This window comes from Nocardioides sp., from assembly GCA_037045645.1.
Lineage (GTDB): Bacteria > Actinomycetota > Actinomycetes > Propionibacteriales > Nocardioidaceae > Nocardioides.
Window position 1 is genome coordinate 1190207 of the sequence record JBAOIH010000001.1, and the last position, 19612, is coordinate 1209818.

The 19612-nt window shown below is 67.1% G+C and carries 17 protein-coding genes and 1 tRNA gene; 15 read left to right on the forward strand and 3 right to left on the reverse strand.

All coding sequences use genetic code 11. From position 1 onward, the window contains the following. Positions 1 to 19: 19 nt before the first annotated feature. Positions 20 to 562, reverse strand: a complete 543-nt coding sequence (locus tag V9G04_05875) for a DUF4190 domain-containing protein (GenBank protein MEI2712822.1) — start codon at positions 560 to 562, stop codon at positions 20 to 22. Here V9G04_05875 and V9G04_05880 point away from each other — a divergent pair. From V9G04_05880 to lgt, 6 genes are read left to right on the forward strand one after another with little or no spacing between them, the layout of a single operon-like run. Further along, positions 561 to 692 carry a hypothetical protein gene (locus V9G04_05880; protein ID MEI2712823.1) on the forward strand — a complete coding sequence of 44 codons (132 nt, stop codon included), beginning with the start codon at positions 561 to 563 and terminating at the stop codon, positions 690 to 692. The genes V9G04_05875 and V9G04_05880 overlap by 2 nt on opposite strands. Before the next feature lie 14 nt (positions 693 to 706). After that, positions 707 to 1501, forward strand: coding sequence for an indole-3-glycerol phosphate synthase TrpC (gene trpC / locus V9G04_05885; protein ID MEI2712824.1), 795 nt, complete (start codon positions 707 to 709; stop codon positions 1499 to 1501). Beyond that, positions 1498 to 2799 carry a tryptophan synthase subunit beta gene (trpB, locus tag V9G04_05890; GenBank protein MEI2712825.1) on the forward strand — a complete coding sequence of 434 codons (1302 nt, stop codon included), beginning with the start codon at positions 1498 to 1500 and terminating at the stop codon, positions 2797 to 2799. The genes trpC and trpB overlap by 4 nt, the downstream gene beginning before the upstream one ends. After that, on the forward strand, positions 2796 to 3593 hold the full coding sequence (gene trpA / locus V9G04_05895) for a tryptophan synthase subunit alpha (protein ID MEI2712826.1): 798 nt from the start codon (positions 2796 to 2798) through the stop codon (positions 3591 to 3593). Before trpB ends, trpA begins: the two co-directional genes overlap by 4 nt. Then, positions 3586 to 4230 carry an SCO family protein gene (locus V9G04_05900; protein MEI2712827.1) on the forward strand — a complete coding sequence of 215 codons (645 nt, stop codon included), beginning with the start codon at positions 3586 to 3588 and terminating at the stop codon, positions 4228 to 4230. Before trpA ends, V9G04_05900 begins: the two co-directional genes overlap by 8 nt. Next, entirely contained in the window at positions 4227 to 5090 is an 864-nt protein-coding gene (gene lgt / locus V9G04_05905) for a prolipoprotein diacylglyceryl transferase (GenBank protein MEI2712828.1), read from the forward strand. The genes V9G04_05900 and lgt overlap by 4 nt, the downstream gene beginning before the upstream one ends. Positions 5091 to 5100: 10 nt before the next feature. On the opposite strand, the gene V9G04_05910 is transcribed toward lgt, so the two are convergent. Continuing rightward, positions 5101 to 5808: a type II CAAX endopeptidase family protein gene (locus tag V9G04_05910; protein MEI2712829.1), complete on the reverse strand. Its 708-nt coding sequence runs from the start codon at positions 5806 to 5808 to the stop codon at positions 5101 to 5103. A 231-nt stretch (positions 5809 to 6039) separates the two neighbouring features. Here V9G04_05910 and gltB point away from each other — a divergent pair, with 231 nt between their 5' ends. Genes gltB through pyk form a run of 3 tightly spaced genes read left to right on the forward strand, consistent with a single transcriptional unit; the run spans position 6040 to position 13568 of the window. Beyond that, complete coding sequence (gltB, locus tag V9G04_05915) at positions 6040 to 10611, forward strand: glutamate synthase large subunit (GenBank protein MEI2712830.1); 4572 nt, start codon at positions 6040 to 6042, stop codon at positions 10609 to 10611. After that, complete coding sequence (locus V9G04_05920) at positions 10604 to 12064, forward strand: glutamate synthase subunit beta (protein MEI2712831.1); 1461 nt, start codon at positions 10604 to 10606, stop codon at positions 12062 to 12064. Before gltB ends, V9G04_05920 begins: the two co-directional genes overlap by 8 nt. A 58-nt stretch (positions 12065 to 12122) precedes the next feature. Further along, the gene (gene pyk, locus V9G04_05925) at positions 12123 to 13568 is read left to right on the forward strand and encodes a pyruvate kinase (GenBank protein ID MEI2712832.1); all 1446 of its coding nucleotides are present in this window, start codon (positions 12123 to 12125) and stop codon (positions 13566 to 13568) included. A 106-nt stretch (positions 13569 to 13674) separates the two neighbouring features. On the opposite strand, the gene V9G04_05930 is transcribed toward pyk, so the two are convergent. After that, positions 13675 to 13757, reverse strand: a tRNA-Leu gene (locus tag V9G04_05930). A 68-nt stretch (positions 13758 to 13825) separates the two neighbouring features. On the opposite strand from V9G04_05930, the gene V9G04_05935 reads away from it, so the two are divergent. From V9G04_05935 to V9G04_05960, 6 genes are all read left to right on the forward strand, one after another. Next, positions 13826 to 14434: a response regulator gene (locus tag V9G04_05935; protein ID MEI2712833.1), complete on the forward strand. Its 609-nt coding sequence runs from the start codon at positions 13826 to 13828 to the stop codon at positions 14432 to 14434. 175 nt (positions 14435 to 14609) lie between these two features. Continuing rightward, positions 14610 to 15767, forward strand: coding sequence for a branched-chain amino acid ABC transporter substrate-binding protein (locus tag V9G04_05940; GenBank protein MEI2712834.1), 1158 nt, complete (start codon positions 14610 to 14612; stop codon positions 15765 to 15767). A gap of 92 nt (positions 15768 to 15859) precedes the next feature. Then, a complete protein-coding gene (locus tag V9G04_05945; GenBank protein ID MEI2712835.1) occupies positions 15860 to 16861 on the forward strand; it encodes a branched-chain amino acid ABC transporter permease in 1002 nt (333 codons plus the stop codon). Beyond that, positions 16858 to 18096, forward strand: coding sequence for a branched-chain amino acid ABC transporter permease (locus V9G04_05950; GenBank protein ID MEI2712836.1), 1239 nt, complete (start codon positions 16858 to 16860; stop codon positions 18094 to 18096). The genes V9G04_05945 and V9G04_05950 overlap by 4 nt, the downstream gene beginning before the upstream one ends. Next, positions 18089 to 18874 (forward strand): ABC transporter ATP-binding protein, encoded by a 786-nt coding sequence (locus V9G04_05955; GenBank protein MEI2712837.1) that lies wholly within the window; start codon positions 18089 to 18091, stop codon positions 18872 to 18874. Before V9G04_05950 ends, V9G04_05955 begins: the two co-directional genes overlap by 8 nt. After that, entirely contained in the window at positions 18864 to 19577 is a 714-nt protein-coding gene (locus tag V9G04_05960) for an ABC transporter ATP-binding protein (protein ID MEI2712838.1), read from the forward strand. The genes V9G04_05955 and V9G04_05960 overlap by 11 nt, the downstream gene beginning before the upstream one ends. Positions 19578 to 19612: the final 35 nt, after the last annotated feature.

The window sequence follows — 19612 nt, forward strand, 5'->3', positions numbered from 1 at the left end:
CAACCCCTGACCTGTGGGGTCAGCGGTAGGCGTCGAACGCCCCCGTCACCCACAGCAGGACCATCAGGATGAACAGCACGACGGCCACCGCGCCGGTGATGATGCCGGCCGTGGCCATCCCGCCGCCCTCTTGGCGCCCTTGGGACTCGGCGATCTGCTTGCGCGCCATGATGCCGAGCACGATCGCCACGATGCCGGTCAGGCCACCGATCCAGCAGCAGGTGAGCGGCATGCTCACGATTCCGGTGATCATCGAACCGAGTGCCATGCCGTTGCGCTGCGCGCCGAACTGTTGCGGCGCGCCGTATCCACCCTGGCCGTAGGGGCTCCCGGTCGGCTGCCCATAGCCAGCTTGGCCATATCCAGGCTGCCCGTAGCCGGGCTGGCCGTACGGATCACCAGCGGGCTGGCCAGACCCGGGCTGACCGTAGCCGGGCTGGCCGTACGGATCACCAGCGGGCTGACCGTACGGGCTGTTCGGCTGGCCGCCGTAGGGGTTGCTCGGCGCACTGCCGTAGGGGTCCTGCGGGCCGCCGGGGGAGGAAGGGGTGTCATTGCTCATGACGAGCAACGTAGTCAAAGACCGGCTCCACGACATCCGCGGCTCGGGCTTCGGGCAGCAGGTCGAGACTCACCAGGGGCGTGAGAGGCTGGGCCTCGGCTCCTCCGAGTCTGGGCCGAGGATTGTGTGAAAGGTGCTGAACAGGTGTCCGTACTCGACGACATCGTCGCCGGCGTGCGCGCCGATCTCTCCGAGCGCATGGCGCGCACCAGCGAGGCCGACCTGCGGGCGGCGCTCCAGGACGTTGACGCGCCACGCGATCCGATGCCGCATTTTCGTGCTCCGGGCATGAGCGTCATCGCCGAGGTCAAGCGCCGCAGCCCCAGCAAGGGCGACCTGGCAGAGATCCCGGATCCCGCGGAGCTTGCGACGTCGTACGCCGCTGGTGGCGCCGCCGCGATCAGTGTGCTGACCGAGGCGCGCCGCTTCGGTGGCAGCCTGGACGATCTGCGGGCGGTCCGTGCGGCGGTCGACACACCCCTGCTGCGCAAGGACTTCATCGTCACCCGCTACCAACTGCTCGAAGCGCGTGCCGCGGGCGCGGACCTGGCTCTGCTCATCGTCGCCGCACTCGACGACGACACCCTGCGCGACCTGCACGACTACGCCCGCGAACTCGGGCTCACCGTCCTGGTCGAGATCCACGAGGAACCGGAGGCGGAGCGGGCCGTGGCGCTGGGTGCCGAGTTGATCGGGGTCAACGCGCGCAATCTCAAGACGCTGGAGGTCGACCCCGACATGTTCGCCACGCTGGTCGGCCGGCTGCCCGCCGACACCGTCAAGGTGGCCGAGAGTGGCATCACCGGTGTCGGGGACGTACGCCGGTTCGCCGACGAAGGCGCCGACGTGGTGCTGGTGGGGGAGGCGCTGGTCAAGGACGGCCGGCCCGAAACGACCGTGCGGGCCATGACGACCGTGGGACGAGAGGTCACCGCATGAGTAGATACGGCGCCGACGACAACGGGTTCTTCGGAGCAGACGGGGAGGTGCGCTGGGGCGGCAGGTTCATGCCGGAGGCCCTCCACGCGGCCCTCGACGAACTCACTCTCGCGTGGCAGGACGCGATGGCCGACCAGAGTTTCCTGGGCGAGTTCGACCAGATCCTGCGGGAGTACGCCGGGGTGCCCTCGATGCTCTATGACGCCACCCGACTTACCGAGGCGGTGGGCGGAGCGCGGATCCTGCTCAAGCGGGAGGATCTCAACCACACCGGCGCGCACAAGGTCCGCAACGTGCTCGGCCAGGCCCTGCTGACCAAGCGGATGGGCAAGACCCGCGTCATCGCCGAGACCGGGGCCGGGCAGCACGGCGTGGCCAGCGCCACCGCGGCGGCGTACTTCGGTCTCGACTGCACCGTCTACATGGGCTCGGTGGACACCCGGCGCCAGGCGCTCAACGTGGCCCGGATGGAACTGCTCGGCGCCAAGGTCATTCCCGTCGATTCGGGCAGCGCGACCTTGAAGGACGCCATCAACGAGGCGCTTCGCGACTGGGTCGCCAGCGTGGACCACACGGCGTACCTCTTCGGCACCGCAGCCGGGCCGCACCCGTTCCCGAGCATGGTGCGCGACTTCTGTCGCGGCATCGGCGACGAGGCCCGCGCGCAGTGCCTGGAACTCACCGGCGCCCTGCCGGACGCGATCGCGGCCTGCGTCGGTGGCGGCTCGAACGCGATCGGTCTCTTCACCGCCTTCCTCGACGACCCGGACGTCGAGATCTACGGTTTCGAGGCCGGGGGCGACGGAGTCGAGACGGGTCGGCACGCCGCAACGATCACCGCTGGTGAACCCGGCGTACTGCATGGCGCGAGGACGTTCCTGCTCCAAGATGAGGACGGTCAGACGATCGAGTCACACTCGATCTCGGCGGGCCTGGACTACCCCGGAGTCGGCCCGCAGCACGCGCACCTGGCCAGGTCGGGTCGCGCCCGCTACCTGCCGGTGACCGACGCACAATCGATGGACGCGCTGGCTCTGCTGGCGCGTACGGAGGGGATCATCGCGGCAATCGAGTCGTCGCACGCCCTGGCGGGTGCCTTCGACGTCGCCCGCCGCCTGGGCCGGGACAAGACGGTGCTGGTGAACCTCTCCGGCAGGGGAGACAAGGACATGGGTACGGCTATCGAGTGGTTCGGTCTGGCCAGCGCCCAGACGGCCAGCGCCCAGACGGCCAGCGCCCAGACGGCCAGTGCCCAGACGGCCAGTGCCCAGACCGCGGCCCAAGGGAGCGCCTCATGAGCGTGACGCAGGCTTTCGTACGTGCTCGCGAGGAGGGCCGTGCCGCACTTGTCGGCTATCTGCCCGCCGGCTATCCCGATGTCGAGGGCGGCATCGAAGCGGTACGCACCCTCGTGGCTGCGGGCGTCGACATCATCGAAGTCGGTTTCCCCTACACCGATCCGGTCATGGACGGTCCGGTCATCCAGGCGGCGGCTCAGCACGCGCTGGAGGGCGGCTTCCGCACCCGCGACGTCTTCCGTACGGTCGAAGCGGTGGTCGAGACCGGCACCCCGGCCGTGGTGATGACCTATTGGAATCCGGTCGAGCGCTACGGCGTCGAGCGATTCGCCGCCGATCTCGCGGCTGCTGGCGGGTCCGGCCTGATCACCCCCGACCTGACGCCGGAGGTCGCAGGTGACTGGATCGCGGCGGCCGACGATCGCGACCTGGACAAGATCTTCCTCGTCGCGCCCTCCTCGACTCCGGATCGGATCGCGTTGACGACGGCGGCCTCGCGCGGCTTCGTGTACGCGACCGCGGTGATGGGAGTGACCGGCCTGCGGGAGACCGCCTCGGACCTGGCCGAACCCCTCGTGATGCGGACGAAGGCCACCACCGACCTGCCCGTCGGGGTAGGGGTCGGCGTCAGCAACCGGGAGCAGGCCAAGCAGGTCGCGGGGTTCGCTGACGGAGTCATCGTCGGCACGGCTTTCGTACGCGCGATCCAACAGCACCACGCAGATCGCAAGGCCGGACTGGCGGCGCTGGCCAAGGTGGCCGAGGAGTTGGCATTGGGTGTGCGCGGTGAGTGAACTTCGCTCCCGGCCGGTGGCGTGGCTGCTGTTCGGGCTCCTGGTCGCGCCGCTGTTGCTGGCCTGCACGAAGGTGGCCGATTCGGGCACCCCCCTGACCGTCGGGGGAGACGACGACGGCTATTTCGGCGCGAAACTGACCACCCCGTACGACGTGCCACCGGTGCGCTTGCACGACACGGCGGACCAGCCCTACTCGCTGAGCAAGGACGCGAAGGCCGAGTTGACCCTGGTGTTCTTCGGCTACACGCACTGTCCCGACGTCTGCCAGGTCGTGATGGCGACCATCGCCTCGGCTCTGACGCGCCTGGACGACGACGTACGCGACCGAGTGGACGTGGTGTTCGTGACCACCGACCCGGCGCGCGATGACGCCAAGACGCTGCGCAGCTATCTGGACAGGTTCAATCCCGATTTCGTCGGTCTCACCGGACCGCTGGCGCAGGTGAAGCGCCTGGGTGAGGGACTGAAGGTCTACGTCGCCCGCGGCCAGGAGTTGCCCGGCGGGGGCTACGAGGTCGACCACTCCACTCCGATCATCGGTGTACGCCCGGACGCCACGGCGCCGATGGTGTGGACCCAAGGCACCTCGTCCGCGCAGTTGGCCGCAGACATCGAGAAGCTGGTCGCCCCATGATGGCGTTGACCATCCCCAGCCCTGACCAGGGAATCTGGCACCTGGGGCCGCTGCCGCTGCGCGGCTATGCGATCTGCATCGTGCTCGGCATCCTCGCGGCGATCATGATCGGCGAAAGGCGCTGGATCGCGCGCGGTGGCCGCGCCAACGAAGTCGCCGACATCGCCTTGTGGGCGGTGCCGTTCGGCCTGATCGGCGGTCGGCTCTATCACGTCCTGACCGATTCGCACCTCTACTTCGGCGAGGGCAGGCACCCGATCGAGGCGCTCTACGTGTGGCGCGGTGGCTTGGGTGTCTGGGGCGCGATCGCGCTCGGGGCCGTCGGCGCGATGATCGCGGCCCGCCGGATGCAGATCCGCTGGCTGCCGCTGCTGGACGCGCTGGCGCCGGGCGTCCTGATCGCGCACGCGTTGGGACGTTGGGGCAATTGGTTCAACCAGGAACTCTTCGGCCGGCCGACCTCCCTGCCGTGGGGGCTGGAGATCGACCCGGCGCATCGTCCGGTCGGTTACGAGGAGGCCGCGACCTTCCACCCGACCTTCCTGTACGAGTCGCTGTGGTGCGTGGCGGTGTTCTTCCTGGTGATCTGGGCGGACCGTCGTTTCCAGTTGGGCCACGGTCGGGTGGTCGCGCTCTATGTGATGGCCTACACGCTGGGCCGCGGGTGGATCGAGATGCTGCGCATCGACAACGTGCAACTCGACGACGTGCTGGGTCTGCGCTTCAACGTGTGGACCTCGATCGTGCTGTTCGTGCTTGCCGGCGCGTACTTCGTCTGGGCCGGCAGGCGACACCCCGGCCGGGAGTACGAGGTCTATCGGCGCCCAGCGGACGAACCCGTCCCCTCCGAGCAGGGTTGAGACCGGCTCGTCAACGCACCAGCACCACCAGCAGATTCCACGCCGCGTGCAGGGCGATGCCCGGCACGATGCTGTCGAAGCGGCGATACATCACCCCGAGAAACAGTCCGATCGGCAACAGCAACACGATCCGGACCGGGTCCAGGTGCACGACCGCGAAGATCAGCGCTGACACCACGATCGCCCACCAGGGATGACTCATCGTCTCCAGCAGGCGCTGCAAGATGATGCCGCGAAACAGGATCTCCTCGATGAGGGGAGCCATCACGACCGTGATCAGGATCTGTGACCACACCGGCCCGAACGTCGTCACGGTCTCCTGCTCGCTGGGAGCTGAAGAAGTCGCACCGAGCAGGCCTGCCACCAAGGCCAGCAGCACCAGCGAAAACAGGCCGAAGAGCATCCCGCCCGCCACCCAGAGCGCCGCGCGACCCACCGACACGTGACGCAGACCGACGCGACTCCACGGGGCACCTTGACGTTTCAACCGTCCGGCGATGAGGGTGATGACCAGCGCCAAGGCGGTGGCCTGCGCGACCAGCACCCACATGAAGAAGTTCTGCTCGGTAATCCCGAACCGGCTCGCCGGGATGTCGAACACCGAGCCGACCAGTGCCGGCAAGAAGATGCCCACGGGCGCGAACAGGACCAGAACAGCCAGCCCCAGGGCCTGCGGAAGCCGCATGAAGGCTCGGGTTTGGTCGAAAGTCGTGGTCATGCGGCGAAACTATCGGCAGCGGCCTGGGCATCCGAAGTCGCTCAACCGGTGAGAAGGAATGTCTTTCCTGGTGAGATGGTGGTGCCGGAGCAGAGTCGATCCTGCTGCTATCGTTTTCCCACCAGGGCCAAAGTCGTCCCCGGCAACTGTGTCGCTCCAGACACGATCAGCCACTTCGACGCACACGCCGGGTGACTCGGCTGGCGTCCCGTACGACCACGGAGACGATCCATGTCCCGCTTCTCCGCGACCCCGCAACCGACCGGCCTCTACGACCCGCGTTTCGAGCACGACGCCTGCGGCGTCGCCTTCGTCGCCACCCTGACCGGTGAACCCAGCCACGACATCGTGGTGAAGGCACTCACGGCGCTGCGCAATCTCGACCACCGAGGCGCGGCCGGAGCCGAGACGAACTCCGGTGACGGGGCGGGCATCCTGCTCCAGGTCCCCGATGCGTTCTTGCGCGACGAGGTCGGGTTCACGTTGCCGGTGCCGGGTGCGTACGCCGTCGGCACTGCCTTCATCGGCGGCGACGAAGGCGAGGTCACCAAGACCAAGGCACGCATCGAGGAACTCGCAGCCGAGGAAGGTCTCGCGGTGCTCGGTTGGCGACGGGTCCCGGTCGACCCGTCCTCGCTGGGCAAGACCGCGCGCTCGGTGATGCCGGCCTTCGAGCAGGTCTTCGTGGCGGGCGCCAGCCAACGGGTCGCCGGGATGGCGTTGGAGCGCCGTGCGTTCTGCCTGCGCAAGCGCGCGGAGAGCGAGGCCGAGGTCTACTTCCCGTCGCTGTCGGCGCGCACCTTGGTCTACAAGGGCATGCTCACCACCGACCAACTCGACCAGGTCTTCCCGGACCTGCGCGACGAGCGGGTCACCAGCGCGCTGGCGGTCGTACACAGCCGGTTCTCCACCAACACCTTCCCGAGTTGGCCGCTGGCCCATCCGTTCCGCTTCATCGCGCACAACGGCGAGATCAACACCGTGATGGGCAACCGCAACTGGATGCGGGCGCGCGAGGCGTTGCTCGACTCGGATCTGATCCCCGGCGATCTGGAACGGCTCTACCCGATCTGTACGCCCGGGGCGTCGGACTCGGCGAGTTTCGACGAGGTCCTCGAACTGCTGCACATGGGGGGACGCAGCCTGCCGCACGCGGTGCTGATGATGATCCCCGAGGCGTGGGAGAGCCACGGTGAGATGGACGCCAAGCGGCGCGCCTTCTATGAGTTCCACTCGACCGTGATGGAGCCATGGGACGGGCCCGCAGCGGTGGTGTTCACCGACGGCAGCCAAGTGGGCGCGGTGCTGGACCGCAACGGCCTGCGACCCTCTCGCTATTGGGTCACCGACGACGGGCTCGTGGTGCTGGCCTCCGAGGTCGGCGTGCTCGATCTCGACCCCGCGAGCATCGTACGGAAGGGACGGCTGAAGCCGGGCCGGATGTTCCTGGTCGACACCGACGAGCACCGCATCATCGAGGACGAGGAGATCAAGGCCGAACTGGCCGACGAGCACCCGTACGACGAGTGGCTCCACGCCGGTCTGATCCACCTCGACCAACTCGCCGAGCGTGAGCACATCGTGCACACGCACGCGTCGGTGACGCGGCGTCAGCAGATCTTCGGCTACACCGAGGAGGAGTTGCGCGTCATCCTCACCCCGATGGCCAACACCGGGGGAGAGCCGCTGGGCTCGATGGGCACCGACTCGCCGATCGCCGCGCTGAGCGCCAAGCCGCGGCTGCTGTTCGACTACTTCGCCCAACTCTTCGCGCAGGTGACCAACCCACCACTCGACGCGATCCGCGAGGAGTTGGTCACCTCGCTCTACGGCTCCATCGGTCCGGAGTCCAACCTGCTCGAGCCGACGCCGGCCTCGTGTCGCCAGGTGGTGCTGCCGTTCCCGGTCATCTCCAACGACGACCTCACCAAGATCCGCCACATCAACCGTGACGGCGACATGCCCGGCTTCATCACCCATGTCGCACGTGGTCTCTACGAGGTGGAAGGTGGCGGTGCGGCGATGGCGGCCCGGATCGAGGAGATCTGCGCCGAGGTGTCCGCGGCGATCGCGGGCGGTGCCCGGATCATCGTCCTCTCGGACCGTCACTCCACGGCCGAACTGGCACCGATCCCGTCGTTGCTGCTCACCGGCGCCGTGCACCACCATCTGGTTCGCGAGAAGACGCGGACGCAGGTCGGCCTGCTCGTCGAGGCCGGAGACGTACGCGAGGTCCACCACGTGGCGCTGCTCATCGGGTATGGCGCGGCGGCGGTCAACCCCTACCTGGCCATGGAGTCGGTCGAAAACCTCGCCCGCGACCAGTACTACGTCAAGACCGAACCCGAGGTGGCGGTCAAGAACCTGATCAAGGCCCTGGGCAAGGGCGTGCTGAAGGTGATGTCCAAGATGGGCGTCTCCACCGTCGCGTCCTACACCGGCGCCCAGATCTTCGAGGCCGTCGGTCTGTCCCAGGCCGTGGTCGACCGATACTTCACCGGCACCACGAGCAAACTCGGGGGCATCGAACTCGACACGATCGCCACCGAGGTGGCGCTGCGCCACGCGCAGGCGTACCCCCGCGGCGGCATCGCTCCGGCGCACCGCGCACTCCAGATCGGCGGCGAGTACCAGTGGCGCCGCCCCGGGATCAACGGGGGCGGTGAGCCGCACCTGTTCGACCCGGAGACCGTCTTCCGCTTGCAACACTCCACGCGCAACCAGCGCTACGACGTGTTCAAGCAGTACACCCAGCGCATCGACGAGCAGTCCGAGCGGCTGATGACCTTGCGCGGCCTCTTCGCGTTCAAGGACGCCGCAGCCACCGGTCGTACGCCGGTCCCGATCGACGAGGTCGAGCCGGTGTCCGAGATCGTCAAGCGGTTCTCGACCGGTGCGATGTCGTACGGCTCGATCTCGCGCGAGGCGCACGAGACGCTGGCGATCGCGATGAACCGACTCGGTGCCAAGTCCAACACCGGCGAGGGCGGCGAGGACCCCGAGCGGCTGCACGATCCGGAGCGGCGCAGCGCGATCAAGCAGGTCGCGTCGGGGCGTTTCGGGGTGACCAGCGAATACCTCACCAATGCCGACGACATCCAGATCAAGATGGCCCAGGGCGCCAAGCCGGGTGAGGGCGGACAACTGCCGGGCAACAAGGTCTACCCCTGGGTCGCCAAGACCCGCCATTCCACCCCTGGTGTCGGCCTGATCAGTCCACCGCCGCACCACGACATCTACTCGATCGAGGATCTCGCGCAACTGATCCACGATCTCAAGAACGCGAACCCGGCTGCGCGGATCCACGTCAAGCTGGTCTCCGAGGTCGGCATCGGCACGGTCGCCGCTGGTGTCTCCAAGGCACACGCGGACGTCGTCTTGGTCTCCGGCCACGATGGTGGGACCGGCGCGTCACCTCTGACCTCGCTCAAGCACGCAGGCGGACCGTGGGAGCTCGGCCTGGCCGAGACGCAGCAGACCCTGCTGCTCAACGGCCTTCGGGACCGGATCGTCGTGCAGACCGACGGCCAACTCAAGACCGGACGCGATGTCGTGATCGCGGCGTTGCTTGGAGCGGAGGAGTACGGCTTCGCGACCGCTCCGCTCGTGGTCAGCGGCTGCATCATGATGCGGGTGTGCCATCTGGACACCTGCCCGGTTGGTGTCGCCACGCAGAACCCCGTGCTGCGTGAGCGCTTCTCGGGCAAGCCCGAGTTCGTCCAGACCTTCTTCGAATACATCGCCGAGGAGGTGCGCGAGATCCTGGCCGAGTTGGGCTTCCGTACGCTCGACGAGGCCGTCGGTCGCGCCGACGCACTCGATGTCGCCTCGGCCGTCGACCATTGGAAGGCGCAGGGTCTCGACCTTGCGCCGATCCTGGCGATGCCCAACACGGATGGTGAGTTCGGTCAGTTCGAAGGCCAGGACCGGCGCTGCACGAAGTCGCAGGACCACGGTCTGGACCGCGCTCTGGACCACGAGTTGATTGCCGCCGCGCGCGCGGCGCTCGATGCCGGCGAACCCGTGGTGGGCGACTTCGCCGTCCGCAACGTCAATCGCACTGTCGGCACGATGTTGGGCCACGAGGTCACCAAGGCGTACCCCGACGGGTTGCCTGACGGGACCATCGACTTCTCGCTGCGGGGGTCGGCCGGTCAGAGCTTCGGTGCGTTCTTGCCTCGTGGCGTGACCTTGCGGCTCGAAGGTGATGCCAACGACTACGCGGGCAAGGGACTGTCGGGCGGTCGGGTGATCGTGCGTCCCGACCGGGACGCGACATTCCGCGCCGAGGACCAGGTCATCGCGGGCAACACCATCGCCTACGGCGCCACCTCGGGTGAGATCTACCTGCGCGGCAGCGTGGGGGAGCGGTGTTGCGTACGCAACTCCGGCGCCACGGTCGTCACCGAAGGCGTGGGCGACCACGGCTGCGAATACATGACCGGCGGACGCGTCGTAGTCCTCGGGCCCACCGGACGCAACTTCGCGGCCGGAATGTCCGGTGGCTATGGGTTCGTCCTGGATCTCGACACCCGTCGGGTCAACCCCGAGCTGGTCGACCTCGATGTCCTCGACACCGCACGTGCCGAGGAGCTGCGCGAGATCGTGCAGGCGCACGCTGATCTGACGGACTCCGAAGTGGCCCGGGCCCTGCTCGACGACTGGGAGTCCACCATCGCGCGCTTCACGTTGGTGATGCCGCGTGACTACCGACGTGTCCTCGAGGCACGAGCCGAGGCCCTCGCCGAGGGTCTCGACGAAGACCAGGCTGCGGCCCGCATCATGGAGGTGCTTCATGGCTGACCCGAAGGGTTTCCTCAACCACGGTCGCGAGCACGCCGCGCGGCGACCCGTGGACGAGCGCGTACGGGACTGGGACGAGGTCTATCCCGACGGCATCGGCCGTGCGCTGCTGCCGATCATCAACACCCAGGCCTCGCGCTGCATGGACTGCGGCATCCCGTTCTGTCACCAGGGCTGCCCGCTCGGCAACATCATCCCGGAGTGGAACGACCTGGTCTGGCGCGACGACTGGGACGGTGCGATGGATCGCCTGCACGCGACCAACAACTTCCCGGAGTTCACCGGGCGGCTGTGCCCGGCGCCGTGTGAGACCGCCTGCGTGCTGGGCATCAACCAGGACCCGGTGACGATCAAGAACGTCGAGGTGTCGATCATCGACCGCGCCTGGGGTTCGGGATACGTACGCCCGCAGCCCCCGGAGTGGCTCTCCGGCAAGACCGTGGCCGTGATCGGCTCCGGACCTGCCGGTCTCGCAGCCGCACAGCAGCTCACCCGCGCCGGTCACACGGTCGCGGTCTACGAGCGAGCCGACAAGATCGGCGGGCTGCTGCGCTATGGCATCCCGGAGTTCAAGATGGAGAAGAAGCACCTCGACCGGCGCCTGGACCAGATGCGTCGCGAGGGCACGGTCTTTCGAGCCGGCGTCGAGGTGGGCGAGGGCGAGATCACCGGGGACTCTCTGCGGGAACGTTACGACGCGGTCGTGCTGGCGATGGGGTCGACGATCGCGCGCGATCTCCCCGTGCCGGGCCGCGAGTTGTCCGGCATCCACCAGGCGATGGACTTCCTGCCCCAGGCCAACCGGGTCTCGCTCGGCGAACAGGTGGCCGACCAGATCGTGGCGACCGGCAAGCACGTCGTGATCATCGGCGGTGGTGACACCGGTGCCGACTGTCTGGGCACGTCCATCCGGCAAGGGGCGGCGTCGATCACGCAGTTGGAGATCCTGGCGCAGCCGCCCCTCGACCGACCGGCGGGTCAACCGTGGCCGACCTATCCGATGACCTTCCGGATCTCCTCGGCGCACGAGGAAGGGGGGGACCGCATGTACGCGGTGTCGACCCAGGAGTTCGTGGGTGACGACGAGGGACACGTACGCGCGCTGCGCCTGGTCGAGGTGGACGCGAAGTTCCAGCCCGTCGCCGGGACCGAACGCGAGATCCCGGCGGATCTGGTCCTGCTCGCGATGGGCTTCACCGGGCCGCAGACGGCCGGGCTCGTCGACCAACTCGGCGTGGCGCTCGACGAGCGCGGCAACATCGCGCGCGACGGGTCGTACGCCACCGACGTTCAGGGCGTGTTCGCGGCCGGGGACGCCGGTCGGGGTCAGTCGCTGATCGTCTGGGCGATCGCCGAGGGACGTGCGGCTGCCGCGGCTGTGGATGCCTATCTGACCGGCTCGACCGCACTGCCGTCGCCCATCCCACCGACGGCGCGGCCACTGGTGGTGTGAGCCCGGCGCCCCGCCCTGGGCACTTGGATCGTTCCAAGAATGGGCCTAGGGTTGGCGGGTGCGAAGAGCCAAGATCGTCTGCACCCTCGGGCCGGCAGTCGCAACCCCGGACAAGATTCGCGACCTCGTCGATGCGGGCATGAACGTCGCTCGGATGAACATGAGCCACGGCACGCACGACGATCACGACCAGATGTATCGCCTCGTACGCGCAGCCTCGGACGAGAGCGGGCATGGGGTCGGCATCTTCGCGGACCTGCAGGGCCCCAAGATCCGGTTGGAGACCTTCGCCAACGGTCCGGTCGTCTTGCGACCCGGTGCCGAATGGACCATCACCACCCGTGACGTTCCCGGCGACGACGTCCAGTGCGGCACCACGTACAAGGGACTTCCCGGTGACGTCGGCCCCGGCGACCCGATCCTGATCGATGACGGCAAGGTGCGACTGATCGTGCTGGAGGTCGACGAGACCGACGTGCGTACGCAGGTGGTCGTGGGCGGTCGGGTCAGTGACCACAAGGGCATCAATCTCCCCGGAGTGCCCGTCTCGGTCCCGGCGTTGTCTGACAAGGACGTCGAGGACCTGCGTTTCGCCTTGCGGCTGGGCGTCGACTTCATCGCCTTGTCGTTCGTACGCAATGCCACGGATGCGGATGACGTACGCGCGATCATGGCTGAGGAGGGCATCACCGTGCCTGTGATCGCCAAGATCGAGAAGCCGCAGGCATTGGACAACATCGACGCGATCATGGAGGCCTTCGACGGCATCATGGTCGCGCGCGGAGACCTCGGCGTGGAGTGCCCGCTCGAGGACGTGCCGGTGCATCAGAAATTGTTGATCGACAAGGCCCGGGCCAACGCCAAGCCGGTGATCGTCGCGACGCAGATGCTGGAGTCGATGGTGAGCAACCCGGCGCCGACACGTGCCGAAGCCAGCGACGTCGCCAACGCCGTACTCGACGGCGCCGACGCCGTGATGTTGTCGGGCGAGACCAGTGTCGGCGACTACCCGATCATCACGGTCCAGACCATGGCGCGGATCATCGAGTCCACGGAGGACCACGGACTCATGCACATGGCCGCGGTCACCTGGGTGCCCAAGACGCCGGCCGGCGTGGTTGCCAAGGCCGCGGCCGAGGTCGCGACCGCGGTCAAGGCGAAGTACCTGGTCGCGTTTACTCAAAGCGGCGACTCGGCCAGGCGGTTGGCCCGCTATCGCGGCCACATCCCCGTGCTCGCCTTCACCCCGTTGGACAGCACCCGCTCGCAGTTGTCGATGACCTGGGGCGTCGAGACGTTCAAGGTGAAGCCCGCCCAGCACACCGACGACATGGTGCGTCAGGTCGACGAGGCACTGCTGGAGATCGGGCGTCTGGAGGAAGGGGAGACCGTGGTGATCATCGCGGGTACGCCTCCGGGTATCCCCGGTTCGACCAACGCACTGCGGATCCACCAGATCGGCGACGCGATCAACGAGGTCGCTCCCGCCTACCGGCGCGCCTGATTGCGGTGCCCGGTTCCCGTCCCTGATCCCCGACTGCGGCAGGCGCCGCTCGTCCAGGGGGACGTGGGGCATGGACTGACACCATGCCCCACGTCACCGACAGGGGTACCGGGTGTGGGATTCGAACCCACAAGCCCTTTCGGGCAGTGGTGTTTGAGACCACCGCGTATGCCGTTCCGCCAACCCGGCCGGACCGTGGACAACCGTACCCGACGTCCCGATGCGATCGCACCACGTGGTCGCGTTAGCCTTTCGGGGTGACCGATTCAGTTCAGCGCCGTGTCGTGATCGCCGAGGACGAGGCGCTGATCCGGATGGATCTGGCCGAAATGCTCGCCGAGGAGGGGTACGACGTGGTCGGCCAGGCCGGCGACGGTGCCCGGGCGGTGGCGTTGGCGGAAGAACTGCGCCCCGACCTGGTGATCCTCGACGTGAAGATGCCGGTTCTCGACGGGATTGCCGCCGCCGAACAGATCGCCCGTGCGCGGATCGCGCCCGTGGTGATGTTGACCGCGTTCTCCCAACGAGACCTCGTCGAGCGAGCCCGCGACGCCGGCGCGATGGCCTATCTGGTCAAGCCGTTCTCCAAGACCGACGTGGTGCCGGCCATCGAGATGGCCGTAAGCAGGTTCGCCGAGATCGCGGTGCTGGAGGAGGAACTCACCGACCTGAAGGAGTCGCTGGCCACCCGCAAGGTCGTGGACCGGGCCAAGGGAGTGCTCCAGGAGAGCCTCAGCCTGACCGAGCCCGAGGCGTTTCGGTGGATCCAGAAGACCGCGATGGACCTGCGACTGTCGATGCGCCAGGTGGCCGAGGGTGTGGTCGAGCACGGACCGGGTCTGGCGTCGGGTCCGGCTACGCACTGAACCGAAAGCGATAACAGTTACGCAACGGTCGGCGTGACATGCACGCGGTGGTCCAGACGTGTGAAGCATGATTCGGCGTGCTTATTGCACGGGGAACCCCTAGAGGCTTAGGTGTCCCGCAGACGTTTCAACCTTCTCCAACGACTCGTTGGAACAAAACCCGGAGGAATCACCCATGGCTTCAATCTCCAAGTCCGCTCGGTTCGCGGCCGTCTTCGCGGCTGCCAGCCTGGCGCTCACCGCCTGCGGCGGCTCGTCCGACAACGAGGCGGACGGCGACAACGGCAGCGACAACTCGGCCTGCGGCAAGAACATCGCGTTCCTCGGTGCGCTCACCGGTGACGCCGGTGCGCTCGGCCAGAACATGGTCGGTGGCGTGAAGCTGGCGCTGGACGAATACAACAAGGACAACGCCGACTGCAAGATCGGCATCAAGGAGTTCGACTCCCAGGGAAGCCCCGACAAGGCACCCGCGCTCGCCACCCAGATCGTCAACGACGACACCATCATCGGCCTGGTCGGACCGGGCTTCTCCGGCGAGTCCCTGGCCACCGGCAAGACCTTCTTCGAGGCCGGCCTCCCGGTGATCTCCCCGTCGGCCACCAACGTCACCATCACCGAGCAGGGCTGGACCACCTGGCACCGCGTGATCGGCAACGACGCGGCGCAGGGCGCTGCTGACGCCAAGTACCTGATGGAGACCGTGGGCGCCAAGAAGATCTACGTGGTCGACGACGCCCAGGACTACAGCAAGGGTCTTGCCGGTGTGGTCAAGGAAGCGCTGGGCGACACTTCCGCCGGTTCCGACCAGATCCAGGTCGGCCAGACCGACATGTCGGCCGTGGTCACCAAGATCAAGGACTCCGGTGCGGACGCCCTGTTCTACGCGGGCTACTACACCGAGGCCGGTCTGATGGCCAAGCAGCTGCGCCAGGGCGGCTGGGAGGGCACGTTCATGTCCGGTGACGGCTCGCAGGACCCGGCGTTCGTCAAGGCTGCCGGTGCTGCCGCTGCCAACGGTGCCCTGCTGTCTGCCCCGGCCGCCCCGGCCCCGGCTGACTTCAACGACAAGTACAAGGCCGTCAACGGTGCCGACGCGGGTCTGTACTCCACGCAGTCCTACGACGCGGCCAACATCTTCCTCGACGCCGTCTCCGAGGGCGAGGCCGGCGACCCGGAGTCGTTGAACGACTTCATCGGTTCGTACGACTCCGAGGGTGCCAGCGGCCCGGTGTCGTTCGACGACAAGGGTGACATCAACGGCGGCACGATCTACGTGTACGAGGTCAAGGACGGCGCCCTCGACCTGGAGAACCCGACCCCGGTCGAGTGATCTAGCCGAGTGATCTAACCGATCAGAACAACGGGTTGGCCGTGGTGTCCTGCTGGATGCCGCGGCCGACCCCCTGATGAAGGGGACGTCCCTTGGACTTCGCGTTCCTGTTCAACAACTTCGCCGAGTTGACCATCACCGGCCTTGCGATCGGTGGCATCTACGCCCTGGTCGCGCTGGGCTACACGATGGTGTACGGCGTCCTGCAACTCATCAACTTCGCCCACTCCGAAGTGTTCATGTACGGCACCTTCGCGGTGGCGTGGACCTTCGTGTTCTTCGAGGGCACCGCATCTCAGTCCTGGACCCTCGGGCAGGCACTGCCCCTGCTGGCACTCTCGTGCATCGCCGCCATGGCGATGTCGGCGTGTGTGGCGTTGCTCCTGGAGCGGGTGGCGTACCGCCCGCTGCTGGCCCGTGGCGCACCCCGCCTGATCGCGCTGATCTCGGCGATCGGCGCCTCCTTCTCTCTCGCCGAGATGATGGGTCTTCGTGACCGCTTCGCCGGTTGGGTGGGTCTGGATGACAACCTGACCAACTACGTCAGCAAGGCGCGTGACCTCTACTCCAACCCGGTCACGATCAATCCCCAAGGCCTGTTCTCCATCGGCGACTACCAGGTCAACGACGTCGATCTGCTGATCATCTCCGCCGCGCTGATCATGATGGTCTTCCTCGACCAGTTCGTGCGCCGCACCCGTCTCGGCCGCGGTATCCGCGCCACTGCCCAAGACCCCGAGTCGGCATCGCTGATGGGTGTCAACTCGACCCGAGTCATCCAGGTCACCTTCCTCATCGGCGGACTGATGGCCGGTGTCGCGGCCACGCTCTACATGCTCAAGATCGGCTCGACGCGTCAGAACGCCGGGTTCATCCTCGGTGTCAAGGCGTTCACCGCGGCCGTCATGGGCGGCATCGGCAACCTGCGGGGCGCACTGCTCGGCGGTCTGCTGCTCGGCGTGATGGAGAACTACGGCGCGGCCGTCTTCGGCACGCAGTGGAAGGACGTCTTCGCGTTCATCCTCCTGGTCTTCATCCTCCTGGTGCGACCCTCCGGTCTGCTGGGTGAGGCGCTCGGAAAGGCACGCGCATGACCACGTCAGCCACGTATTGGAAGATCGTCCACAAGTGGGACGCAGTGGTGGACCGCTTCAAGGGACTGCCCAAGCCCGCCCAGATGGCGTTGGTCACGCTCTTCGCGCTGTTCTTCTACGCACTGCCGATCATCCGCCCGCCCTTCATCACCACCCAGCAGATCGACTTCGGCGGGGTGCTCTTCTCCTCGGCCGCGTTCGCTCTCGTGGCGCTCGGCCTCAACATCGTGATCGGGTACGCCGGTCTACTCGACCTGGGGTATGTCGGCTTCTACTGCGTGGGTGCGTACACGACCGGGCTGCTCACCTCGTACCACTGGCAATGGCCGTTCTTCCTGGCCCTGCCCATCGCGATCGCCGTCACCATGATCAGCGGTGTGCTTCTGGGTGCCCCGACGCTGCGCGTACGCGGTGACTACCTGGCGATCGTGACGTTGGGCTTCGGCGAGATCATCCGCATCGCCGTGACCAACCTGGAATGGGTCGGCGCGGCAGCGGGTATCAAGAACATCCCGCACCCGCCCAACGTCGGGCCCGCAGCCAAGCCCCCCTTCGATCCAGGCGGGCTCTTCACCATCCCGCACCTGCAATGGGACGGATTGATCCCGTCGATCGACCACAACCGGCCCACCCCGTTCCTGGTGTTCGGGGCCGTGGATGCGGTGCCCTACTACTGGCTGCTTCTGACCGTCATCATCTTGGTCCTGTTCGCGGACAAGCTGGTGAAGAACAGCCGGGTCGGTCGGGCCTGGGAGGCGACCCGCGAGGACGAGGACGCCGCCGAACTCATGGGCGTGCCGACCTTCCGCTTCAAGCTGCTCGCGTTCGCTACGGGTGCTGCCATCGGTGGCCTGTCCGGATCGCTGTATGCCAGCGGCCAGGGTGGCTACATCAACCCCTTGAGCTTCCCGCTGCTGCTGTCGATCCTGTTCGTCGCAGCCGTGATCGTCGGCGGTTCCGGCAACCGCTGGGGTGCCATCTTCGGTGGAGTCCTGGTGGCATACCTGCCCGAACGATTCCGGTCGGTCAACGACTACCGGCTCTTGCTGTTCGGACTCGCGCTGATGCTGCTGGCCATCTGGCGACCGCAAGGACTCTTGCCGCCTCGTCGGACGCGTCGGGTCAACGAGCTGAAACAGGAGATCGAGGCACTCGAAGAGGGCGAACTAGACGCAGAGGAGTTGGCCGACTCGTCGGTCGCGACCTCGAAGAAGGACGGAGCCGGCGATGTCTGAGCCGACCAAGATCTTGGAACTGGACAACGTCGTGATGAGGTTCGGTGGCCTGACGGCCCTGAGCGAGGTCGCCTTCGACATCCGCGAGGGTGAGATCCTCGGGTTGATCGGGCCCAACGGTGCCGGGAAGACCACCTGCTTCAACGTGATGACGGGTGTGTATCAGGCCACTTCGGGCCAGGTGCGCTTCATGGGCGAGCCGCTGGGCAAGCGCAAGCGGCACCAGATCACCCAGCTGGGCATTGCGCGTACGTTCCAGAACATTCGGCTTTTCCCGTCCATGACGGCGTTGGAGAACGTGCTGGTCGGGGCCGACGCGCACAGCAAGGTCGGGATCCTCAACTCGCTGTTCCGCACCCCGCGGCACCGCAAGACCGAGGCCGAGGCCCAGGCGATCGCACGTGAACTCCTGGAGTTCGTGGGCGTGGCCAAGCATGCCGACGAGTTGGCGGCCAACCTGTCGTACGGCGACCAGCGCCGCCTGGAGATCGCGCGCGCGATGGCGACGCGACCCAAGTTGCTGTGCCTGGACGAACCCGCAGCCGGCTTCAACCCTGCCGAGAAGGAAAAGCTCATGGAGCTGATCCGCAAGGTACGTGACCAGGGCATGACGGTGCTGCTGATCGAGCACGACATGCGATTGGTGATGGGAGTCACCGACCGGATCGTCGTGCTGGAATTCGGCAAGCAGATCGCTGAGGGCACTCCGGCGGAGATCCGTGACAACCCTGCCGTGATCGCGGCCTACCTCGGAGTGGAGGAGCCCGATGCTTCTTGAGATCGAAGGGCTGTGCGTCAACTACGGCCACATCGAGGCGATCCGCGACATCACGTTCGGCGTGGAGGAAGGCCAGATCGTCAGTCTGATCGGGGCCAATGGTGCTGGCAAGACCACCACCTTGAAGACCATCTCCGGGCTGCGCAAGGTGCGGGAGGGCAAGATCGTCTTCGACGGCACGGACATCACCCACATGAAACCCGAGGCCCGGGTGAAGTTGGGTCTGTCGCAGTCGCCGGAAGGTCGCGGCGTGTTCCCGGGCATGACGGTGCGCGAGAACCTGGACATGGGGGCGTACGTCCGCAAGGACAAGGCCGCTATCGCCCAGGATCTCGATCGGGTGTTGGGACTCTTCCCGCGCCTTGAGGAACGGATCGCTCAGGTGGCCGGCACCTTGTCGGGAGGCGAGCAGCAGATGGTGGCGATGGGCCGTGCGCTCATGGCCCGCCCGCGCGTCGTCCTGCTCGACGAGCCGTCCATGGGTCTGGCGCCCAAACTGATCGCGCAGATCTTCGACATCATCACCGAGATCAACGAGCAGGGCACGACCGTGCTGCTGGTCGAGCAGAATGCTGCGCAGGCTCTCAAGCGGGCTGACACGGCGTACGTCCTGGAGACCGGCGAGATCGTCCGATCCGGCACGGGCGCCGAGTTGGCGGGCGACCCTTCGGTCAAGGCTGCCTACCTCGGTGGAGACCTCTGACCTCGACCTGCCCGGCACCGACATTCGGCCCAGGG